This window comes from Streptomyces sp. NPDC052052 (assembly GCF_040680455.1).
Classification (GTDB): domain Bacteria; phylum Actinomycetota; class Actinomycetes; order Streptomycetales; family Streptomycetaceae; genus Streptomyces.
This window is the reverse complement of record NZ_JBFAWU010000033.1, coordinates 1-20,815: the sequence shown is the minus strand read 5'-3', so window position 1 is coordinate 20,815 and position 20,815 is coordinate 1. Positions and strand designations below refer to the sequence as shown.

16 protein-coding genes and 1 pseudogene are annotated in these 20,815 nt (G+C 70.2%); 7 read left to right on the top strand and 10 right to left on the bottom strand.

The window, feature by feature from the left end; translation table 11 throughout:
• The first annotated feature begins 113 nt into the window (after positions 1-113).
• Positions 114-1,367: a hypothetical protein gene (locus AB0L71_RS30090; RefSeq protein WP_365248941.1), complete on the top strand. Its 1,254-nt coding sequence runs from the start codon at positions 114-116 to the stop codon at positions 1,365-1,367.
• A 377-nt stretch (positions 1,368-1,744) separates the two neighbouring features.
• Here AB0L71_RS30090 and AB0L71_RS30085 read toward each other — a convergent pair whose 3' ends face one another.
• From AB0L71_RS30085 to AB0L71_RS30065, 5 genes are all read right to left on the bottom strand, one after another.
• A complete protein-coding gene (locus AB0L71_RS30085; RefSeq protein ID WP_365248938.1) occupies positions 1,745-2,698 on the bottom strand; it encodes a 3-oxoacyl-ACP reductase in 954 nt (317 codons plus the stop codon).
• 88 nt (positions 2,699-2,786) lie between these two features.
• The gene (locus tag AB0L71_RS30080; protein WP_365248935.1) at positions 2,787-3,863 is read right to left on the bottom strand and encodes a Zn-dependent alcohol dehydrogenase; all 1,077 of its coding nucleotides are present in this window, start codon (positions 3,861-3,863) and stop codon (positions 2,787-2,789) included.
• A gap of 43 nt (positions 3,864-3,906) precedes the next feature.
• Positions 3,907-4,779: a MaoC/PaaZ C-terminal domain-containing protein gene (locus AB0L71_RS30075; protein ID WP_365248932.1), complete on the bottom strand. Its 873-nt coding sequence runs from the start codon at positions 4,777-4,779 to the stop codon at positions 3,907-3,909.
• 193 nt (positions 4,780-4,972) lie between these two features.
• A complete protein-coding gene (locus tag AB0L71_RS30070; RefSeq protein ID WP_365248929.1) occupies positions 4,973-6,805 on the bottom strand; it encodes a protein kinase in 1,833 nt (610 codons plus the stop codon).
• A 486-nt stretch (positions 6,806-7,291) separates the two neighbouring features.
• The gene (locus AB0L71_RS30065) at positions 7,292-8,206 is read right to left on the bottom strand and encodes a serine protease (RefSeq protein WP_365248926.1); all 915 of its coding nucleotides are present in this window, start codon (positions 8,204-8,206) and stop codon (positions 7,292-7,294) included.
• Between the two features lie 167 nt (positions 8,207-8,373).
• Here AB0L71_RS30065 and AB0L71_RS30060 point away from each other — a divergent pair.
• Positions 8,374-8,436, top strand: a pseudogene (locus AB0L71_RS30060) (DNA-binding response regulator); the annotation flags it as partial.
• Positions 8,437-8,438: 2 nt separating this feature from the next.
• Here the strand turns inward: AB0L71_RS30060 and AB0L71_RS30055 are convergent.
• The 3 genes from AB0L71_RS30055 to AB0L71_RS30045 form a co-directional block, all read right to left on the bottom strand.
• On the bottom strand, positions 8,439-9,635 hold the full coding sequence (locus tag AB0L71_RS30055; RefSeq protein WP_365249051.1) for a lipid-transfer protein: 1,197 nt from the start codon (positions 9,633-9,635) through the stop codon (positions 8,439-8,441).
• A gap of 47 nt (positions 9,636-9,682) precedes the next feature.
• Positions 9,683-11,863, bottom strand: coding sequence for an acyl-CoA dehydrogenase (locus tag AB0L71_RS30050; protein ID WP_365248922.1), 2,181 nt, complete (start codon positions 11,861-11,863; stop codon positions 9,683-9,685).
• Positions 11,864-12,255: 392 nt separating this feature from the next.
• On the bottom strand, positions 12,256-12,846 hold the full coding sequence (locus AB0L71_RS30045; RefSeq protein ID WP_365248919.1) for a hypothetical protein: 591 nt from the start codon (positions 12,844-12,846) through the stop codon (positions 12,256-12,258).
• A 112-nt stretch (positions 12,847-12,958) separates the two neighbouring features.
• Between AB0L71_RS30045 and AB0L71_RS30040 the strand changes: the two genes are divergently transcribed.
• A complete protein-coding gene (locus AB0L71_RS30040) occupies positions 12,959-13,108 on the top strand; it encodes a hypothetical protein (RefSeq protein WP_365248916.1) in 150 nt (49 codons plus the stop codon).
• Positions 13,109-13,424: 316 nt separating this feature from the next.
• A complete protein-coding gene (locus tag AB0L71_RS30035; RefSeq protein ID WP_365248913.1) occupies positions 13,425-15,224 on the top strand; it encodes an MFS transporter in 1,800 nt (599 codons plus the stop codon).
• Here the strand turns inward: AB0L71_RS30035 and pepE are convergent.
• Positions 15,187-15,915 carry a dipeptidase PepE gene (gene pepE / locus AB0L71_RS30030; protein ID WP_365248910.1) on the bottom strand — a complete coding sequence of 243 codons (729 nt, stop codon included), beginning with the start codon at positions 15,913-15,915 and terminating at the stop codon, positions 15,187-15,189. The genes AB0L71_RS30035 and pepE overlap by 38 nt on opposite strands.
• A 26-nt stretch (positions 15,916-15,941) precedes the next feature.
• On the bottom strand, positions 15,942-16,778 hold the full coding sequence (locus AB0L71_RS30025; RefSeq protein WP_365248907.1) for an IclR family transcriptional regulator: 837 nt from the start codon (positions 16,776-16,778) through the stop codon (positions 15,942-15,944).
• A gap of 143 nt (positions 16,779-16,921) precedes the next feature.
• On the opposite strand from AB0L71_RS30025, the gene AB0L71_RS30020 reads away from it, so the two are divergent.
• Genes AB0L71_RS30020 through AB0L71_RS30010 form a run of 3 tightly spaced genes read left to right on the top strand, consistent with a single transcriptional unit; the run spans position 16,922 to position 20,585 of the window.
• Entirely contained in the window at positions 16,922-17,875 is a 954-nt protein-coding gene (locus AB0L71_RS30020) for a DUF1177 domain-containing protein (RefSeq protein WP_365248904.1), read from the top strand.
• A complete protein-coding gene (locus AB0L71_RS30015) occupies positions 17,875-19,260 on the top strand; it encodes a cytosine permease (RefSeq protein WP_365248901.1) in 1,386 nt (461 codons plus the stop codon). Before AB0L71_RS30020 ends, AB0L71_RS30015 begins: the two co-directional genes overlap by 1 nt.
• On the top strand, positions 19,257-20,585 hold the full coding sequence (locus AB0L71_RS30010) for a M20/M25/M40 family metallo-hydrolase (RefSeq protein ID WP_365248898.1): 1,329 nt from the start codon (positions 19,257-19,259) through the stop codon (positions 20,583-20,585). Before AB0L71_RS30015 ends, AB0L71_RS30010 begins: the two co-directional genes overlap by 4 nt.
• Positions 20,586-20,815 lie beyond the last annotated feature (230 nt).

Sequence of the window (20,815 nt, the reverse complement as noted above, 5' to 3'; positions counted from 1 at the left end):
CCTCACTCCGAGGCGAACCCGGGCATCGTCACCCTTATGGGTGACGTTGCGGGTCTCGTGGTGTTCGGCAGGAAGCGCGAAAACTAGCTTCGTTTGCCGGAGGTGACCCAGCGATGACTGCCTGCGCCATCGAGGACGGAACCATGGAGGCGGCCAGACCCCCCGGTGACACCGGGGTCCCGGCCCCGGAGGACGCCGCGCCGCACGTCCCCGCCGGGGCGGCCCCTGCCCCGTCCCCGTTCACGATCGCCGCGGACGGTTCGTACGCGGCCCGGCTCACCCGGGGAGCCGTCGCCACGGACCACCCGGCCGACGCGGCGCAGGCCTGGTTCGTGGAGCGCTGGACGCTCGACGGGCACGAGCCGTACGCCGTACCGCTCCCCCTCGACCAGCCGGAGGAACGCGACTCCCAGGTGCTGCCGCTGGCCGACGGGCGGGTGCTGATCCAGCGCCGGGTCGCGGACCGGCACGCGTTCTCACTGCTCTATCCGACCGGACCCGGTACCGGTGAACTTCCGCTCGGCTCCGTCGGATGCGCGGAAACGTCCCTGTTGCCGCCCTCACCGGACGGAGCGAGCGCGTACGCGCTGTCGGTCGGCGCGCACTGCTCCGACGTCTGGCTGGTGGCGGGCGGGGCCCACGGTCCCGAACTGGTCGCCCGGGTGCCGGGGCGCTGCTCCGGCGGGGTCTGGCTGGACGGGACGGGCCGGTTGCTGGCCCTGGACCGGGAGATGCCGGGCGGCGGGCCGGTCAAGGCGGTGGTCGTCGATCTGGGGCGGGGCGGTGAGGTGACGCCGCTGCTGCAGATCACCCCCGAGAGCAATGACCGGCTGCTGCTCGCCGACGCGGACAGCGGCCTGCTGCTGATCCGTTCGGACGCGCCGGGAGGCGACCGGCTCGGATGGGGCGTGCTGGGCAGCTGTCTGCCGGTGCGCTTCCCCGCGTGCCTGCGTCCGGCCGGCGCGACCGTGACACCGTTCGCCGTGCAGCCGGGGCAGATGCTGATGCCGGAGAGCTGCGCGGTGGCCCTGCGCATCGATGGGGCGCCGGGCAGCAGTCTCGGGGTGTGGCGCCCGGCGGAGCGTCGTCTGCACCGGCTCGCCGCTCCCGAGGGATGGCGGGCCGGACGCGGTGTATGGACCCGGGACGGTGTGCTCAAACTCCCTTACAGCCATGAGGACGTGGCGTGCGGGGTGGCGCTGCTGGAGGCACCGGCGGAACACGGCGCGCGGCCGGTGGCGGGGAGAGCGGCGGAAGCGGCCGAGGAAAGCGGTGGGCAACCGTCCGGTGCCACGGTGAGTCTTCCGATGTGCAGGCCGATTCCACTGGGGCAGGCGCCGCTCATGGGGCGCACGGTGCCTGGTTAAGATCCTGGACCTGGGCTACGCACCCGGACCACCCGGTCGCCGTCGGTGACCGCATCGTGGTGCGGTCGCCACATCGGCCCTGGTGACCACATGTAAAACGAACAACAACGGGGTGACTTCACAGATGTCTGCAGTCTGCACCGACACGACCCGGACGCTCTCGCCGGAGGCGGACGCGGAACGGGGCGAAGCCGGCGGCTCCGGAAAGCACCGAGGAGGGGTGTCGACGGACGACGCGTCGGCGCAGCCGCACGGCCGCCACCGCCGCCCCTCGGAGGGGGACGGCAGAGCGGCCTGACCGCGCGGAAGATCAACGAGGGACGGGTGGGCCCCCGGTAGCCGATCGGCTACCGGGGGCCCACCCGTCTCCGTGGCCGTCAGCCGCGTTTCAGGCCGAGCACCTCCGCCGCGGCGAAGGTCTCCCCCGCCGGTCGGTCCTCGTAGTACGGGGTGAGGAGTTCGTCCAGCTCGTCGAAGGAGAAGGTCTCCTTCGCCGCGTCGAACTTCGCCGCCACCCGGGGGCGTTCGACGATCGCGACCATGCCGCCGTGCACGACGAGCAGCTGCCCGTTGACCTTGGCGGCGGCCGGCGAGGCGAGATAGCCGACCAGCGGCGCGACGTGCTCGGGGGCGAGCGCGTCGAGCCGGCCGCCCGTCGGTTCCTGGAAGCCCGCGAACACGTCCTCGGTCATCCGGGTACGTGCCCGCGGGCAGATCACGTTGGCGGTGACGCCGTACCTGGCCAGGGCCAGGGCCGTGGAGGTGGTCAGGCCGACGATGCCGCCCTTGGCCGCCGCGTAGTTCGGCTGTCCCGCCGAGCCGGCCAGGAACGCCTCCGACGAGGTGTTGATGATCCGGCCGTGGACCGGTCCGCCGGACTCCTTGGCGCGGGTGCGCCAGTGGGACGCGGCGAAACGCGTGGTGTTGAAGTGGCCCTTGAGGTGGACCCTGATGACGGAGTCCCACTCGCCCTCGGTCATCGAGAAGACCATCCGGTCGCGCAGGATGCCCGCGTTGTTGACCAGGATGTCGAGCTTTCCGTAGGTGCCGACGGCCAGTTCGACCAGGCCGCGGGCCTGGTCGTGGTCGGCCACGTCGCCGAGGTGGGCGATCGCCCGGCCGCCCGCCGCCCGGATCTCCTCGACGACCTCCTCGGCGGGGGTCGCGGATGCCTCGCCGGAGCCGTCGCGGCCCGGCTGCCCGTAGTCGTTGACGACGACGGACGCACCGAGCCGGGCCAGTTCCAGCGCTTCGGCGCGTCCGAGGCCGCGGCCCGCGCCCGTGACGATCGCGGACATGCCGTGAAGGGGAAGAGACAGGGAAGGTGACATCGGAGTCTCGGGCCTCTCGGAAGGGATGTGGACAGGGCGGGTGGGCGGGAACGGACAGAGCGGGTGGGCGGGAACGGACAGAGCGGGGTCAGAGTTCGATGCAGGTGCGCAGCGCCTCGCCGGTCCGCATCTGGTCGAGAGCGTCGTTGATGCCGTCGAGCGGCACCCGGTGGGTGATCATCGAGGCGAGATCGATCCGCCCGGCCCGCCAGAGCGCGATGGCCCGTTCGTAGGACCTGAGCACGTCTCCGCCGCCGTACATGGAGGGCAGGATCCGCTTCTCGTCGAAGAACAGCTCGAACATGTTGACCTGGAAGTTGTCGTCCATCGCACCCGCCCCGACGATGCAGAGGGTGCCGCCGCGCCGGGTCTGCTCGTACGCCGTGCGAGCGGTGGCCGACTTGCCGACGACCTCGAAGACGTAGTCGAAGCCCTCGCCCGCGGTGATCCGCTGCTTGGCGTCGCCGAATTCGTCCGGGGACACCGCCTCGGTGGCACCGAACCGCAGCGCCGCCTCGCGGCGGGAGGCAACCGGGTCCACGGCCACGATCTGGGCGGCGCCCTGCACCTTGGCTCCCTGGATCGTGGAGATGCCGACCCCGCCGCAGCCGATGACGGCGACCGACGAACCGGCCTCCACCTTCGCGGTGTTGATGGCCGCGCCCAGTCCCGTGGTCACCCCGCAGCCGATCAGCGCGGCGATCTCGAACGGTACGTCGTCGGGGACCGGCACCGCGCAGCCCGCGTCCAGGACGACCTCCTCGGTGAAGGTCCCGGTCCCGGCGAAGCCGAACACCTCGCCCCCGGGCCGCCTGAAGTTGGGGGTTCCCGCGTTCATGAAGCCGGCCAGGCAGAGGTGGGTCTGGCCGCGCCGGCAGGACGGGCACACCCCGCATGCGGGCAGCCAGCAGACCAGCACCCGGTCCCCCGCCTTCAGCCCGGTGACGCCGTCGCCGACCTCGACGACCTCGCCCGCGCCCTCGTGGCCGGGGATGAAGGGGGCGGGCTGCGGCAGCACGCCGCTCATCGCGGAGATGTCGGAGTGACACAGTCCGGTGGCCCGGATGCGGATTCTGACCTTGCCGGGGCCGAAGCCCACTGCCTCGATGTCGTCGAGGACTTCCAGTTTGGACTGGCCGATCTCGTGCAGTACGGCTGCGCGCATGGTGCGGCTCCCCTCATGGGCCGGTGGACCTCTTGGAGTTGGTTCAGGAGTGTTCGAGGACGGTGTCGCCGAGGACCGGGGCGTCGTCCCGCTCGACGGCCCGCACCTCGACCCGGACGTTGTCCTTGCCGGTCCACATCCGGATGCGGAGGGTCTCGCCGGGGAAGACGATCCCGGCGAAACGGGTGCGGTAGGAGCGGATACGGGTCACGTCGCCGCCGAGCACCGTGTCGGTGACGGCCTTGAGCGTCATGCCGTAGGTGCACAGTCCGTGCAGGATCGGCCGGTCGAAGCCGGCGAGCCGGGCGAACTCGGGATCGGCGTGCAGCGGGTTCCAGTCCCCGGAGAGCCGGTAGAGCAGCGCCTGGTCCGGGCGGATCGGCCGCTCCACGACGTGGTCGGGGGCGACGGCGGGGTACGCGATCCGCTCGGACGGGCCGCGTTCGCCACCGAAGCCGCCCTCGCCCCGGACGAAGATCTGGGCGTCGTTGGACCACAGCGGGCCTTCTTCGTCGGCGGCCTCGGTGCGCAGCACCAGCACGGCCGCCTTGCCCTTGTCGTAGACGGCGGCGACCCTCGATGTCTGTACGGCGCTGCCCTTCACGGGGATCGGCCGGTGCACGCGCACGCTCTGCCCGCCGTGCAGGACGGCGGCGAGGTCGATGTCGACGCCGGGCGAGGAGAGTCCGCCGACCACGCCCATGCCCGCGCCCGCGACGGTGGCGAAGGAGGGCAGCACCTGGAGCCGGGACTCCAGGGTGTAGCGCAGCTCGTCGGGGTCGGTGGCGGCGTCGGCCCGGTCGGGGTCGGCTCCGGCGCCGATGCCCAGGTGGTAGAGCTGCACGTCCTTGTGGTCCCAGCCGATCCGGGTGGACCGGGGTTCGGCGGCGACCGCCTTTTCGGCATCAATGGGCATGGGAAGGCCGCTCCTTGATGGTGGGAAGACCTCGGCACGACCGTCCGCACCGTCGGCCGCACCGAGGTCGTGCGGGACCGGCCACCACGTCCGTTCTAGAACGCGTTCTAGCCGGTGACCCCATGTATAACGCAGCACCCAGCAGTTGTGAAGACTATTGCTGACACAGCGTCAGGTTCTCGAATGATCGAGGTCAGTACGGCACCGTGTCGCACAGGGTCTCCGCCCACGCGGAAGCGCCGTACTGGTTGGCCGCACGCACCGTGACACAGATCTGGTCGCCGGAGTACGGCCCTGTGATCGTGTAGCTGGTGCTGCCGGTCGAGTGGACGGTGTCGACGTTCTTCTCGGTGAAGTTGCTGCCCTTGTTCGTGTAGTGGATGTCGTACCGGGTCGCTCGGGAGATCGGCGACCAGCTGACCTTGAGAGGCATGTCGCACGCGCCGACACAGGAGTGGGTGTACGCAGCCTTGTAGCTCGTCAAGGCGGGCGGTCGCGAGCCGGAGGACGAACTGCCGGAGGTGGACGAACTTCCACCGCCCGAGTCCGAAGTACCGGACGACCCGGTGGAGCCGGACGACCCTGTGGATCCGGACCCGTCACTGGTGCCGCTGCCGCCGGAACCGCTTCCGTCGGTGGATGAACTTCCCTTGCTCTCCCGGGCGTCCGGTGCGTCCAGCTCGTCCTCGTCGTCCTGCCTCTTCTCACCGTCCTTGCCCTTGCCGTCGTCCTCGCCCTTCCCCTCTCCACTCCTGGAGGGTGAACTCGTGGGGGAACTCGGTGCGTTGCTGCCACCCGGAGCGTCACTCGCACTGCTGCTCGGTGGCTGGGCGCGCGTCCCTTCCCCATCGCCCGAGAAGGGCTGGATCAGATAGGCCGTGCCACCGCCGACGGTGATGACGGCAGCGATGGGCAAAACGATGAGCCTGAAACGGCGAGGCCGCCGTTCGAGCTCCCGCCGTCGCGTCGTGGTGCCCTGGCCCGTCGGGACGGCTTCGGGGGGTCCGCCCTTCTGCCGCAGCCCGACGGTCGCCACGTCCACGGACTCCTCCCGCAGCGGCACCGCCTCGGCGTCGAGCAGCCGTGCGGACTGCTGCGCGAGGTGCGCGACGACGTCGGCAGGGAGCCAGGCGCCGCGCGCGGCGCGGGCACGCGGCCGCTCGGGGTCCTCCAACAGCTCGTCGACGCCGGGCCGTTGGTCCATATCCTTCGTCAGGCACCGGGCGATGAGCGACCGCAGCGCGGCGTCCTCGACCCGGGTCAGGTCGGGCTCGCCCTCCACGATCTGGAACATCACCGCGTGCTGATTACTCGCCCTCTGCCCGAACGGCAACTGCCCGGTCGCCGCGTACGTCAGCACGCACCCGAGGGTGAACACATCGCTCCCGGCCCCCGCGCGCTGCCCGCGCACCTGCTCCGGCGACATGAATCCGGGAGAGCCGATGACCATCCCCGTGCTGGTCAACAAGGACTCGACGGTCGTCTCGAGCGCCCGCGCGATCCCGAAGTCAATGACCTTCGTGCCGTCCACGGTGAGCATCACATTGGACGGCTTCAGGTCGCGGTGAACGATCCCGGCGCCGTGAATGTCCTTGAGTGCCTTCAGCAACCCTTCGGCGAGGGCGTGCACGGACGCGGCCGGCAACGGCCCGTACGACCGGACGACCTGCTCGAGCGAGAGTCCGGGAACGTACCCCGTGGCGACCCACGGCTGTTCATCGTCCGGGCCCGCGTCAAGCACCGGTGCCGTATACCGCTCACCGACCCTCCGCGCCGCCTCGATCTCCCGACGGAACCGCTCCCTGAACTGCTCGTCGGAGACGTGCTCTTCGTGCACCACCTTCACGGCCACGGTCCGCCCGCTGTCCGACCGTGCGAGGAACACCCGCCCCATGCCACCCGCACCGAGCCGCCCGAGCAGCAGATACGGCCCGATGCGCGGGGGGTCGTTCACCGCGAGCGGCTCGATACCCCCGTCGACGCCGTCGTCCAGCTCGTCGCGTCCGTCCCCGCTCGTACCGCTCATGGTGGTGCGACTCCCCGCTCTTCCCGCCTGGTCAACGGCGTAACTCACAGGAGAATAGACGCTGTTGATGTACCTGACGAAGCCGAGAGACGCGGTCCACGGGCAGGACGGTTCCCGCCTCGGGAGCTTTCACCGTGCGTGCCGTCCACCGCTTGACCGAAGCGTGAGAATCGCCTCTGACCTGCAACGACGGGACTCAGAGACCCGAGTCGCCGACCCCCCGCGACTCGATCGGGGATCGAGTGCCGACACCGGGCCGGGCTCACGCCCGGCAGCCGGTCCGCGCCCGCCGCCGGGGCGGCGCACCCACACCACGGCCCCGGCCGCGGCGAAGGCCCCGGATTGACCAACAGCATCCCTGATCGACCGGGGCCTCACCGCGACCGAGCATCTCCTGTCAGCCCGGACAGCCGGTGTCGCTACGGCCGATCGAGTCCGGACCGCGACCCGGCGCACGTGTCCGCGGAGAAGGCGCCGGGCGCCGGTTCAGCGCGCCGACACCGCTGTCGGCTTCGGAAGCGTGCAGCCCGTGGCCGACAGGTCGAGTACGTTGCCCGTCGTGAAGCAGGCAGGGATGCCGTAGGTCTCCTGGGCGTAACCGATCCCCTCGTGGACGGTGACGGTCCCCTGCTCGTCCACCTCGCAGGGGTTGTCCAGGGTGCAGCTTTCACCGCTCTCGTTGATGGTGTTGTTGATCGCCGTGACCTGCCCGGTCGTCGTGTCGATGACAGGGGAGCCGGAGGTTCCCCCGATGACGTTGCACCCCGACGTGTAGCGGACGGAGTCCTTGAAGGTCCACTGACCTTCCTTCAAGCGGTAAGCGAATCCGTCGACGGAGCAGGAGTAGACCCGCTTCCAGTAGCCGGAGACCACGTCGATCGCACGCCCCTGCACCGGATGGGTCGCGGACAGCGTCAGCGGCGCGATACCCGTGGACTGCTGTATCTGGGCGTAGGTCTTGGTCAGTTGGTAGAGCGTGACGTCCGTGTCGGTCATCGTCGCGTAGACGACCTTGTTCGCCTTGAGCGTTCCGGCGGTGCCCGCCGAGGCGTTGAGCAGCGTGAAGCTGCGCGTGGAGGACTGGTTGGTGATGACCTGCCCCGCACTCGGGAAGCCGGTTTCGAGGCAGTGGCCGTTCGTCATGACCAGCCCCGGGTCCGTCGACTGCGAGTTCGGCATGCGGACCAGGGAGCCCGAGCAGTTGCTGAGCGCCACGGTGCCGGCGAAGGAGGTGGCCGCCACCGCGACGGACGGGCTGTCGGAGTGCCCGGCGGCCGTCGCGGCAGCGGGGATCGACCCGCTCACGCGGTCGGGTGCCGCGGTTGCCGTGCCCGCAGTGCCCGCCAAGGCGGCGGAAGCGAGGGCAACGACGGCGAGGGTGGCGAGGAGAGGCTTGCGCATGGTGTTGGTCGGTCCTCTCGGTTCGGCCCGGGAGCCCGGTGACCCCCGGGCGGCGAAGGGTGACCGCATTGTCGGCGTACAGACAAGTTCTCCGCTACCCCTACCCCTCCGTCCTGGCTTCTTCTGCTCTCTTGACGGCACACCGGCGGGTTCGGCAGGGCTCCCGGCACCTGTCCGAGTCGACGGTGCGGAACCACCTGTCGTCGGCGATCGGCAAGACCGGTACGCGCCCCTACCGCCGGAGCAGCGTCACCACCGCCGCACCGCCCAGCCCGATGTTGTGCGCCAGGCCGACCCGTGCGCCCTCCACCTGCCTGCGCTGCGCCTCGCCCCTGAGCTGCCAGGTGAGTTCGGCGACCTGGGCGATGCCGGTGGCGCCGAGCGGGTGCCCCTTGGAGATCAGCCCGCCGGACGGGTTGACCACCCACCGGCCGCCGTACGTGGTGGCCCCGGACTCGACGAGCTTCCCGGACTCGCCCTCGCCGCACAGCCCGAGCGCCTCGTAGGTGAGGAGTTCGTTGATGGAGAAGCAGTCGTGCAGTTCGATGACGTCGAGGTCGGCTGCCGAGAGCCCGGAGGTCTCGTACACCTGCCGGGCGGCCTCCCGCGACATCGGCTGCCCCACGGCGTCGATGCAGGTGCCGGAGGCGAAGGAGTCGTCGGTGTCGGTGGTCATGGCCTGGGCGACGATCTCGACGGCCCGGTCGCCCAGGCCATGGCGCTCGACGAAGCGTTCCGACACGACGACGGCGGCCGCCGACCCGTCGGAGGTGGGCGAGCACTGGAGCTTGGTCAGCGGGCGGTGGATGGTCTTCGCGGCGAGGATCTCCTCGACCGTGTACGGGTCCTGGAACTGGGCGTACGGGTTGTTCACCGAGTGCCGGTGGTTCTTGGCGCCGACCGCGGCAAGCTGTGCCTCGGTCGTCCCGTACCGCTCCATGTGCTCGCGGGCCGCGTTGCCGAAGATCTGGGCGGTGGGCGGGCTCATCTCGAAGCCGTGGGCGGCGGCCATGACCCCGTAGTGCCGGGCGACGGGTGAGGTCTTGAAGTCGGCGGCGCCGCCGTCGGCACCGCCGCCGCCGAGTGCTCCGCGCGCCATCTTCTCGAAGCCGAGCGCCAGGACGCAGTCGCTGCCGCCGCCCTCGACGAACTGTCTGGCCATCATCAGCGCGGTGGAGCCGGTGGCGCAGTTGTTGTTGACGTTGTAGACGGGCACTCCGGTCAGCCCGAGTCCGTAGACGGCACGCTGCCCGGCGGTCGAGGGCTGGAAGCAGTAGCCGACGACGGCCTGCTGCACCTGGTCGTAGGTGAGCGAGGCATCGGCGAGCGCCGCCGTCCCGGCCTCCTTCACCATGTCCCAGTACTGCCAGTCGCGGGTCTCGGGCTTCTCGAACTTCGTCATGCCGACACCGATGACGTACGCCTTCATGAGTTTCATGGGCTTCAGGGTCTTCACGGGCGTCATGGGTAGTCCCTTCAGTCACGCGGGAGGCCGAGGATGCGCTCGGCAACGACATTGAGCTGGACCTGGGTGGTGCCGCCCGCGATGGTCAGGCAGCGGGACATCAGGAAGCCGTGCACGACCCGCTCGCCGGCCCCTTCGGCGACCGCACCGCCGGGGCCGAGGAGTTCGAGGGCCAGTTCGGCGGTCTTCTGCTGGTGGACGGTCTGGACGAGTTTGCGGACGGAGGCTCCGGCACCGGGTTCGAGTCCGGACACCTGTTGCAGGGTGGTCCGCAGTCCGATGCAGGCCAGTGCGTGGGCCTCGGCGGCGAGTGCTCCGATACGGGCCCGGTACGCGCCGTCGAGTTCGCCGGAGCGGGCGATCAGTGCTTCGAGTCCGGTGTCGAAGCTCATCTGGTCGGCCATGTGGACGCGTTCGTTGCCCAGCGTGTTGCGGGCGACCCGCCAGCCGTCGTCCGGTTTGCCGACGACGGCGTCGGCGGGCAGCAGGACGTCGTCGAAGTACACCTCGTTGAAGAGGCAGTCGCCGGTGATCTCCTTCAGCGGGCGGATGTCGATGCCCTCGGTGTTCTTCATGTCGACGATGAAGTAGCCGATGCCCTGGTGCTTGGGGGCGTCCGGGTCGGTCCTGGCCAGCAGGATGCCGTGGTCGGCCCCTTGGGCGGCGCTCGTCCAGACCTTCTGGCCGTTGATCCGCCAGCCCTCCTCGGTCCGCTCCGCCTTCGTCCGCAGCGAGGCGAGGTCGGAGCCCGCACCGGGTTCGGAGAACAGCTGGCACCACAGGAGTTCGCCGCTCAGGGTGGGCAGCAGGTAGCGGTCCTGCTGCTCGGCCGTCCCGTGGGCGAGCAGCGAGGGGATCACCCAAGTGGCGATGGACAGGTCGCTGAGGCGCACGCCCTGTTCCCTCAACTCTCGCTGTATGGCGAGTTGTTGGACGGGACCCGCGCCCAGTCCGTAGGGGGCGGGGAGGTGCGGGGCGGCGTATCCGGTCGGTGCGAGGGCGCGGCGGGCGGCCCTGGGGTCGAGGCCTCGCGCCACGGCGACGGCCTCGCGCGCCTCGGCGCGGTGGGTGGCGGCCTCGGCGGGGAGTTCGAGCGTGAGTCCCCGACGGGCGCCGCCCGCGGCCAGCCGTACGGCCCGCTGCCGGTGGCTGTCACCAGCCCCCAGCAACTGCCGGGCCACCAGGGCCCGGCGCAGATACAGATGGGCGTCGTGCTCCCAGGTGAAGCCGATGCCGCCGAGGATCTGGATGCAGTCCTTGGCACAGTCGTACGCGGCGTCGAGGGCATCCGCCGCGGCGAGGGCGGCGACCATGGACCGCACGTCCGGATCCTGCTCCTCGTCGGCGGCGCGGGCCGCGTCCCACACCAGTGCGCGGGCCCGTTCGACCCGGACGAGCATCTCGGCACAGAGGTGCTTGATCCCCTGGAACTGCCCGATGGGCCGGCCGAACTGTTCGCGGACCTTGGCGTAGTCGGTGGCGGTCTCCAGTGCGCGGGCCGCGGTCCCGCACGCTTCGGCGGAGAAGAGGACGGCGGCGAGATCGCGCACCTGCGCACGGTCGGTCCGCAGGACACGCGTGATGGGGACGAGTACGCCCTCGGCGTGGACCTCGGCCGTGGGGCGGGTCGGGTCGGCGCCGCGGTGCGGGCGGACGGTGAGTCCTTCGGCGGCGGTGTCGACGGCGAACCAGAGGGTGCCGGTGGCCGATTCGGCGGGGAGCAGGAGGAGGTCGGCGTCGGTGCCGGAGAGGACGGGCGGGGCCGTACCGTCGAGCAGATGGCCGTCCGCGTGCTGCACGGAGGTGAGTGTGCCGGGGCCGAGGACGACGGCGCCGATGCGGGCGCCGACCGCGAGGTCGCGTACCAGGTCGTCCGCTCCCGAGGTGTGCAGGACGGCGGAGGCGAGGGCGTTCGCGAGATACGGGCCGGGGTGCACGGCCCGGCCCGCCTCCTCCAGGACCACGGCGAGGTCGAGGAGTCCGCCGCCCCCGCCCCCGTACTCCTCGGGCAGATGGAGGGCGATCAGGCCCTGTTCGGCGAGCATGTCCCAGTGCCCGGGGCGCACGCCGGGGGCATCGGGAGCGTTCGCGTCGAGAAGTTTGCGCAGGTGCTCCGGTGGCACGGCACGGGACAGTCCCCCGCGCGCGGCCCGCGCCAACTCCTGGTGTTCTTCGGTGATTCCGATGCCCATGCGGATCCTCGCCGGTCGAAGCCACTGGAACGGCGCAAGAGTAGAACACGTTCCAATCTGACGGAAGGTCAGGGAAGCATTGGATGACGGCGACGGCAGGGGCTGTATAGGGCACGGTGGTTGGACACATGCGCTACGGGCTCAGAGTCCGCGTTCCGTCCGGCGAGATCGGAGTGATCGACCGCTTCTTCATCTCCGAGAACATCGAGCCGACGGACTGGTCGGCTGTCGACTCGGCCGTAACCGTCGTTGGCGCCTGTCGGCGTGCACCTGAACGTCCCGCCCCGCGTACGGACGGACGCGGACAACGGACAGCCCAAAGGCACCGCCGCCGGCTACGTGAAAGCGATCTGTGCTCCTCCCGACAGGTGAACGCTCCGAGAGTCGGCGCTTCACCACCCGAGCTGGGCCTCCCCCAGCACGGTGCTGCCGAGATACGCGGCCAGGCCCTTGGCTCGTGGGAGATCGCCCCACTTGTCGACGTGCACGAACACGGTGTGGTGATCGGTCCGCTGCAACCAGTTCACGTCGTCGCAGTTGAAGAGGACTTCCACGCCGTCGTACTTCGAGATGCCGTACGATTCCGTCTCCGGATCGTCTGGCCACCTGCCGGTCAAGTCGATCGAGGCGATACCCCGGCCCACCGCCTCCACGAACCGGTGCTCCACGGTGCCCGGTGCGACGTAGTGCATGACGGACAGAGGGAGTTCCGCCTCCAGCACGGAGTGCTCCGCGGTGCCGATGTCCAAGCCGAAGTCCAGGAAGTCACCCGTCGCTGGGTCCACCCGGGTATCCGCGTAGTGGAATCCTGCGCCGGGCAGCGCCGCGGCCATACGCCGCGTGTCCTCCACGGTCAGCAGATTTGCCATCAAGGTCACCTCGTCGCCCCGCTCCTCCAGCAGAGCGTTCAGGCGCAGTGCCTGCGTCCATGCCTCTTCGGCGTTGGTGGTACGGAAGACCGGATATGCCTGCGAGTTACCCATGCGCGGCACCTTCGCACACCGCAGCCAGACCCTGCCACCGAGATGTTTCGTCGAGATCGTCCAGGACTTATCCGGCCGATCAAGGCCGTGGGCAGTCAGGCATGATGCCCGGGTGAGCATCATCGTCAAGTTCTTCGTTGCGCCTGTCGACGCGTCAGCGGCAATGGCTCTTCAGAGCGGGCCGGGACGGACATTCGAGTCACTCTCCTTCGGCAACTTCGATCCCGAAGACCCGCCGCGCGAGCGGCTCAGGCTGATCTGACACACCCCATCCGAGAGTCCTCCCTCAGCGCCTTGGCGCCCAACATATCGCCGATTACGCAACCCACAGGGAGACGTTCTGGGCCTCACCTGTCCCAGTGGAGGTTGCGAATTACAGGTCACCAGGATCAGTTTTCGCAACGTTCAGTCGGACAGGACACCGGGCGCGCGGTTGCGCCCCTTTTCTGTCGCGTTCACCGGAATACCCCGGGGCATGCTGAAGGTTCACGGTGCACGGACCTGGCGGGCGGAGCTGCCCGCAACAGGCGTCCACGCCTCGTCAGAAACCCTCGATCTGCCGCCCGGAGGCCGTACGCATGCCACAGACGACGAACGGACAGCACGCCGGAGAACACCTCGATCCGCGCACCCGCACGGCGGGCGGCGGGGTCGTCCCCGTACTCGCCTTCGCCGGCATCACCGTCGCGGTGATGCAGACCCTGCTCGTCCCCGTCATCAAGGATCTGCCCGCCCTGCTGCACACCCAACCGGCCGACGCGACCTGGGTGATGACCGCGACCCTGCTCACGGGCGCCGTGGCCACCCCGATCATGGGGCGCCTCGGCGACCTCCACGGCAAGCGGAAGATGCTGCTCGCCTGTCTCGCGGTGATGGTGTTCGGTTCACTGATATGCGCCTTCACGGATGACCTCGTGGTGATGATCGTGGGGCGCGCCCTCCAGGGGTTCGCCATGGGGGTCATTCCGCTGGGTATCGGGATCATGCGCGACCAGCTGCCGGGTGAGAAGCTCGGCTCGGCGATGGCGCTGATGAGTTCCTCGATCGGGGTGGGCGGCGGTCTCGCGATGCCCGCCGCCGCGCTCGTCGCCCAGCACGCCGACTGGCACGCCCTGTTCTTCGGAGCGGCCGGGCTCGGTGTGCTGTCGATGGCGCTCACCGTCCTCCTCGTCCCGGAGACCACGCTGCGGGCCCCGGGACGGTTCGACCTGGTCGGCGCACTCGGGCTGTCGCTGGGTCTGGTCTGCCTGCTCCTGCCGGTCACCAAGGGCGGTGACTGGGGCTGGACTTCGGGCAGCACGCTCGGGCTGATCGCCGCGGCCCTGGTGATTCTCTTCCTCTGGGGCCTCTTCGAGCTGCGCAGCCCGGCGCCACTGGTCGATCTGCGGACCACGGCCCGCCGCGAGGTGCTGCTCACCAACCTCGCCTCGATCATGGTCGGGGTCGCCTTCTACGCCGTCTCGCTGGTCCTGCCTCAGTTGCTCCAGCTGCCGGCGTCGACCGGATACGGCCTCGGGCAGTCGATGGTGGTCGCCGGGCTGTGCGTGGCGCCGCTCGGTCTGACGATGATGCTGGTCGCCCCGCTCTACGCCCGACTGTCCGCCCGTCGCGGCCCCAAGGTGTCGCTGATGCTCGGCATGCTGGTCATCGCGATCGGCTATGGGGCCGGGCTCGGACTGATGAGTGCGGCCTGGCAGGCCGTGGTGATCACGGTGGTGCTGGGGGCCGGTATCGGACTTGCGTACTCCTCGCTGCCCACTCTGATCATCGGGGCCGTCGACCCGTCCGAGACGGGTGCGGCCACCGGGCTGAACACCCTGATGCGGTCGATCGGCACCTCGGTCTCCAGTGCCGTGATCGGCATGGTTCTTGCGAACACCGCGGTACGGACGGGCGGTGTGCCGATGCCCTCGATGACCGGCTTCCGCCTGTCGTTCCTGATCGCCACCGGCGCGGTGGCGATCGGGCTGGTGCTGGCCGCGTTCCTGCCGTCGCAGCGCGCTGCGACGCACCCGAAGCCGCCGGTGGGCGGCAACGACGACGCGTCGGTCCCCGCGCTCTCGGCGACCCGGCCGGTCACCGGCTCGGGCGGCTTCCGCGGCCGGGTACTGGACGCGGACGGCGCGGCGGTGTCCCGCGCCAACGTCACACTGATCGACCACCGGGGCCGTCAGGCCGGTCTCACCGTGGCGGACGAGGACGGCCACTACCTGCTGGCCGCCCCGGCCCGCGGCACCTATGTGCTGGCCGGTTCGGCCACCGGGTACGCGCCGTGCGCCCACCCGGCGGCCTACCCGGGCGACGGGCGGCCGGTTGAAACGGATCTGGTGCTGGCGGCGGTCAGCGCACCGGAGCGTCGAACCGCGGTGTCGTGGTGAGCAGATGAGAGACGTCCGACCCTGCCGGGAGTTCCTGCGGCTCGGCGCCGCGGATGAACAGCCGGGCGGGGTGAGCGCCCTGCACCCGGGCCCGGCGCCCCTCGACCCGCAGCCACGACCCTTCGCGCAGGCCGAGCACCGGCACGTCGTTCTCCTCCAGGAACTCGGTGAGCCGCTCCTCACGGGTCTCGCCCTTGTGCGTGCTCTCCGGGTCCGGGTCCAGGTAGTGCGGGTTGATCTGGAAGGGGACGAGGCCCAGCGTCTCGAAGGACGGCGGCTGCACGATCGGCATGTCGTTGGTGGTCCGGAGGGTGGGCGCCGCCATGTTCGTCCCCGCACTGGCCCCCATGTACGGCATACCGCCGCGCACCGCCTCGATCACGGCGTCCCGCAGACCGGTCCGGTACAGCGCGCTCAGCAGCCGGAAGGAGTTGCCGCCCCCGATGAACACGGCGTCGGACGCGGCGAGTTCGGCAACCGGGTCGGCGTTCTCATGGACTCCGTGTACGTCGATGCCGGACGGCGCGAGGGCGTCACGGACGCGGGCGGTGTACGCGGCGTAGTCGGCGAGCGCGTAGGGGACGAAGGCCAGCCGGGCGCCGGAGGGCAGGAACGCGGTGACGGTGTCCAGAGCGTGCTCCAGATAACCGCGGCCGTACTGGGTGGAGTTGGAGAGCAGCAGCAGATTCACGGGGTTCCTCTTGGTTCTGGTCCGGTTCATCGGTCGGTACGGGGGCGGCGGGTGCGGGGTTTCGGGCGCTGCGGGGGCTGGGTGAGCCGACGCTCCAGCAACTGGGCGGCGTGGCGCAGGGGTTCGAGCCGGTCCTCGGGGGCCCCGTCGAAGAGTTCCGCGGCGCCGCCGAGGCTGAGGCTCCCGTAGGGTTCGCGACCGAGGAAGACCGGTACGGCGACAGTGGCGATTCCGGTGTCGTACTCGCCGACCGTCCAGGCGTACCCCTGGGCGCGGATCCTGAGGAACTCCTCCTCCAGCCGGTCCGGGTCGGTGACCGTCCGGTCGGTGAACCGGGCCATCGGGCGGCCCCGGAAGAGCCGGTGGCGCTGCTCGTCGGGCAGATACGCGTAGTACGACTTGCTGGTCGCCCCGGCGTGCGCCGGGTAGAGCTCGCCGACCAGCGGGTAGTAGCGCAGCGGCCCGGCCTGCCCTTCCTCCGCGGCGACGCACCGCATGTGGAAGCTGTCCGGCAAGCAGAACAGGACGGTGTCGCCGGTGACCCGGCGCAGCTCCTCCAGGACCGGTCCGGCCAGCAGCTCCAGGGAACCGGAGCGTTCCCAGAGCCGGCCCAGGCGCAGCACGGCGGGGCCGATGCGGTAGCGGCGGGTGGCCGGGTCGGAGACCAGGAAGCCACGTCCGGCGAGGGTGGCGAGCAGCCGCTGGGCCACCGAGGTGTCCCAGCCGAACTCCTCGGCGACCTCGGTGACCCCCCAGTCGGGCCGGGTCCGCTCGAAGGCGAGCAGCACCAGGAGGGCCCGGTCGACGGTTTGCAGCGCCCCGGCGGGGGTGCGCCGGTCCAGATCGAAATCCGCCATCGTCATCTCACCATTCAGACCTGAATTGCAAATAACGGGAAACAGTTGCGCTCAACGCTACTCGATCTCGAATGTTGCCTCAGCACCCCGCCCCGCGCTTCCTCGTCGAGTGCCGGCCCGGGTGCCTGGATGAGCGAGAAAGGCCCCCCATGTTGAAGTACGTACTGGACGTCGTCGATCTTCTGGACGATCCCCAGGTCAAGGGCAGGACGGTCGCCGAGTACCTCGGCTCCGTGAGCGGGGCCGAGAGAGCGTCGGTGCAGGTCACCACGGTCACCGGCGAGCGGGGCTCGACGGACTTCGTGCAGGTCCGCATCCCGGGCGCCCGAGGGCGTGCGTCCGGGGGCGATGCCCGCACGCTGGGCGTGGTCGGCCGGCTCGGCGGCGTCGGCGCCCGGCCCGAGGTGACCGGCATGGTCTCCGACGCCGACGGCGCGGTCGCCGCGATCGCCACCGCCGCCAAGCTGCTCGACATGCGCCGCCGCGGCGATGTGCTGCCCGGTGACGTGATCGTCGCCACCCACATCTGCCCGAACGCGCCGACCGAGCCGCACGAGCCGGTGCCGTTCATGGGCTCGCCCGTGGACATCGCCACCATGAACCGCCACGAGGTGACCGACGAGATGGAGGCCGTGCTCTCCATCGACACCACCAAGGGCAACCGGATCATCAACCACAAGGGCCTCGCCCTCTCGCCCACCGTCAAGGAGGGCTGGGTGCTCCGGGTCTGCGAGCAGCTCGGCGAGCTGCTGGCCGTGGTGACGGGTGAGCCGTTGGTCACGTATCCGGTGACCACCCAGGACATCACCCCGTACGGTAACGGTGCACACCACATCAATTCGATCCTGCAGCCCTCCACCGCGACGGCCGCCCCGGTCGTCGGTCTGGCCATCACCTCGGCCGCCGCGGTGCCGGGCTGCGGCACGGGTGCGAGTCACGAGAGCGACATCGCGTCCGCCGCCCGTTACGCCGTCGAGGTCGCCAAGGCCTTCGGCAGCGGCCACCTGGACTTCCACGACGCGGTGGAGTTCGACAACCTCGTCAACCGCTACGGGTCGCTGGCTCACCTGCAGACCTTCGGCCGTACCCCCCAGGAGTCCTGATGGCAGCCGCCCCGCAGACCGAGGCCGTGGCCCCTGAGGCCAAGAGCATCGGCAGTGACGACTACGCGCTCTCCCGTGTCCCGCGCGACAAGCGGTTCGGCTTCTGGTCGATGCTGCTCCAGTGGCTGGCCCAGTCCGGCTCGATCTCGCAGTTCACCCTCGGCGCCACCATCGGCGTCGGCATGACCTTCGGGGATGCCTTCCTCGCCTTCACGCTCGGCGCGGTGATCCTGGAAGTCGTGATCTTCGCCATCGGTCTGGCCGGAATGCGCGAGGGACTGGCGACCCCGATGCTGACCCGCTGGATCGGTTTCGGCCGCAACGGCTCGGCGCTGGTCAGCTTTGTCATCGCGGTCAGCCTGGTCGGCTGGTTCGGCGTCCAGAACACGATCTTCGGCAACAGCGTCTCGGCGCTGGTCGGCGGCCCGTCCTGGATGTGGTGCATCCTGGCCGGCATAGCCATCACCGTGCTGGTGATCTTCGGCTTCCGCTACATGGCCGTCTTCGCCAAGATCGTCACACCGCTCTTCTTCGCGATGGTCGCCTGGTCGATCGTCTCCACGTTGAAGGACCACTCCCTCAGCGACCTGATCCACTCGCCGGCCCCCGGCCAGACGATTCCGCTCGCCGTCGCGGCCACCGCCATCGCGGGCGGCTACATGACCGGCGCGATCGTGTCCCCCGAGATGACCCGGTACAACCGGAAGGGCTCGCACGTCTTCCTGCAGAGCGCCTCGTCGATGATCCTCTCCGAGTACCTCGTCGGCCTGACCGGTGTGCTCCTGGGCCACCTGGTGAAGAGCAACGAGGTGTCGCACATCGTGCTGTCCACCTCCGGCGCCTTCGGTGTCATCGTGGTCCTGATGTCCACCGCCAAGATCAACGACTGGAACCTGTACGGCTCCTCGCTCGGCGTCGTCAACTTCTTCCAGGTCGTCTTCGGCAAGCGACTGCACCGCGGCGCGGTCACGATCGTCCTCGGCATCGCCGGCACGGCCCTGTCCGCGGTCGGGATCATGACCCACTTCACCGAGTTCCTCTCCGTCCTCGGCGTCGCCATTCCCCCGATCGGCGGCATCATCGTGGCCGAGTACTGGGTCGTGAAGAAGATGCGCAAGCCGCTGGACGACACCCGCGAGTCCGAGACCCTGCCGGCCTCCTCGCCGACCTGGGTGCCGATGTCCATCCTGATCTGGATCGCCGCGTTCTGTGTCGGTAAGTTCTACGACGGCGGCATCCCGGCCCTGAACTCGCTGGCCACCGCCTTCCTGCTGTACAGCGTCCTCGGCCTGCTGGGCTGGGTGAAGGCGTACGGCACCTCCACCCTGGACGACGAGGACGCCGCCCCCGCCGCCCGCACGTCGAACCCCGTGGGAGCAGCATGACCACCCCCGGTCCCACCACCCCGTTCGTCCCGGCCTCCGACCTGGCCCAGGACGAGGTCATCGACCTCTGTGCCGAACTGATCAGGTTCGACACCTCCAACCCCACCAGCAACGAGCGCGCCGCCGCCGACTGGGTGGTGGGCCGCCTCGCCGAGGTGGGCATCGACTCCGAACTGGTCGAATCCGCCCCGGGCCGCGCCAATGTCATCGCCCGCATCGCGGGCAGCGACCCCGCGCGCGGTGCCCTCCTGGTCCACGGCCACCTGGACGTGGTCCCCGCCGACGCCTCCGAGTGGCAGGTCCCGCCGTTCTCCGGCGAGATCCGCGACGGCTACCTGTGGGGCCGGGGCGCGATCGACATGAAGGACACGGTGGCCGTCATGCTGGCCACCGCCCGCCACTTCGCCCGCACCGGCACCAGGCCCTCACGCGACCTGGTCCTCGCCTTCCTCGCCGACGAGGAGGCGGGCGGGAAGTTCGGCGCCCACTGGCTGGTCGAGCACCGGCCGGAGCTCTTCGCCGGGGTCACCGAGGCGATCGGCGAGGGCGGCGGCTTCTCCTTCGCCCTCGACGACACCCGTCGCCTCTACCCGATCGAGAACGCCCAGCGCGGCATGGCCTGGATGGAGCTCACCGCCACCGGCCGGGCCGGCCACGGCTCGTCCCCCAACGACGAGAACGCCGTCACCGACCTCGCCGAGTCGCTGGCCCGCATCGGCCGCGAGACCTTCCCGATCCGACTGATCGAACCGGTACGCGCCCTGCTCGTGGAGGCCGCCCGCCTCTACGGTGTCGAGTTCGACGAGGACGACATCGAGGGCAGCCTCGCCCGGCTGGGACCGGTCGCCGACTTCATGCAGGTGGTGCTCCGCAACTCCGCGAACCCCACCATGTTCAACGCCGGCTACCAGACCAACGTCATCCCCGGAAAGGCGACCGCCCGGGTGGACGGCCGCTTCCTGCCCGGCCACGAGCAGGAGCTGATCGACACCATCGACCGGCTCCTCCTCCCCTCGGTCACTCGTGCGTGGGTCAACCACGACATCGCCATGGAGACGACGTTCGACGGCCCGCTGGTCGACGCCATGTGCGCAGCCGTACGCGCCGAGGACCCGGACGGCCACCCCGTCCCGTACTGCAACCCCGGCGGCACGGACGCCAAGGCCTTCACCCACCTGGGCATCCGCTGCTTCGGCTTCAAGGGCCTCAAGCTCCCGCACGACCTGGACTACGGCCGGCTCTTCCACGGCGTGGACGAACGCGTCCCGCTGGAGGGCCTGCGCTTCGGCGTCCGCGTCATGACCCGACTCTGGCAGGGCTGCTGACGCCCCGGTCGCAGCGCTGCCGGGCACACCCCGACCCGGGCCCACCCCTCGTACGCCCCCGCCGACACCGTGACACTGTTGGTGACATCCACGGCCTGAACATGACGTCGGCCTTCACGACCCGTTGTGGTCGTGAAGGGGCCGCGGGGGTGTGGGGGGGGGGGGGGTTGGGGGTGTTTGGGGGAGGGGGGGGGGGGGGGAGATTGGTTTTGTAAGGGGGTTTTTTGGGG